General features: G+C 62.3%; 1 protein-coding gene. It reads left to right on the top strand.

Annotation, left to right across the window (positions count from 1 at the left end):
- Positions 1-1081, top strand: a 1081-nt coding sequence (locus tag PseAD21_RS29325; RefSeq protein WP_178082186.1) for an immunoglobulin-like domain-containing protein, incomplete at both ends; no start/stop codon positions are given.

The following is a 1081-nucleotide window of genomic DNA, read 5'->3' as shown; positions in this document are numbered from 1 at the left end:
CGTGGCCGACAAAACCCCGGTCAGCACCACAGTGACCGACACCGTCGACACCACCAACCTGTCGCTGACCGCCACTGGCACCGTGGCCGAAGGCGGTTCGATCGTCTACACCGCTACCCTGACCAATCCGGCCGGCACGCCGGTAACCGTGACCCTGTCGAACGGCGCGGTGATCACCATTGACGCAGGTAAAACCACTGGCACCGTGACCGTTCCGGCGCCAGCCGATGACGTCTACAAAGATGCCGGCAAGGTTGAAGTCACGATCAAGGATGCGTCCGGCGGCAACTTCGAAAATCTGGTACCAAGTACCGTTCCAGCCGTCACCGAAGTCACCGACACCATCGACACCTCGACCGTGAAACTCACGGCCGATACCTCGGTCGCTGAAGGCGGCACCGTCACCTATACCGCGACCGTTGGCGCGCCTGTCACCGGTTCGCCAGTGACCGTCACGTTGGCGAACGGCCAGACCATCACCATCGAAGTGGGTAAAACCACTGGCACCGTGACCACCGCCGCGCCAAACGATGCTCTGAACGGTCATGAGCCACTGACCAACTCGATTACCGGCGTAACGGGCGGCAACTACGAAAACCTCGTGGCCGACAAAACCCCGGTTTCGACCAACGTCACCGACACCGTTGACACCACCAACCTGTCGCTGACTGCGACCGGCACCGTGGCCGAGGGCGGTTCGATCGTCTACACCGCGACCCTGACCAACCCGGCCGGCACCCCGGTGACCGTGACCCTGAGCAACGGCTCTGTCATCACCATCGAAGCCGGTAAAACCACTGGCACCGTGACCGTTCCGGCGCCTGCCGATGACGTCTACAAGGACGCCGGCAAGGTTGAAGTGACCATCAACGGTGCAACCGGCGGCAATTTCGAGAACCTGGTGCCGAGCACCGTTCCAGCCGTGACCGAAGTCACCGATACCATCGACACCACGTCGGTGAAACTGACCGCGACCGAATCCGCTGCTGAAGGTGGCACCGTCACCTACACCGCGACTGTGGGCGCACCAGTGACCGGTTCGCCAGTCGTGGTGACCCTGGCCAATGGTCAGAACATCACC

This window comes from Pseudomonas sp. AD21, assembly GCF_002878485.1.
Lineage (GTDB): Bacteria > Pseudomonadota > Gammaproteobacteria > Pseudomonadales > Pseudomonadaceae > Aquipseudomonas.
The sequence above is the reverse complement of the archived record's forward strand: the minus strand, read 5'-3'. Positions and strand labels throughout refer to the sequence as shown.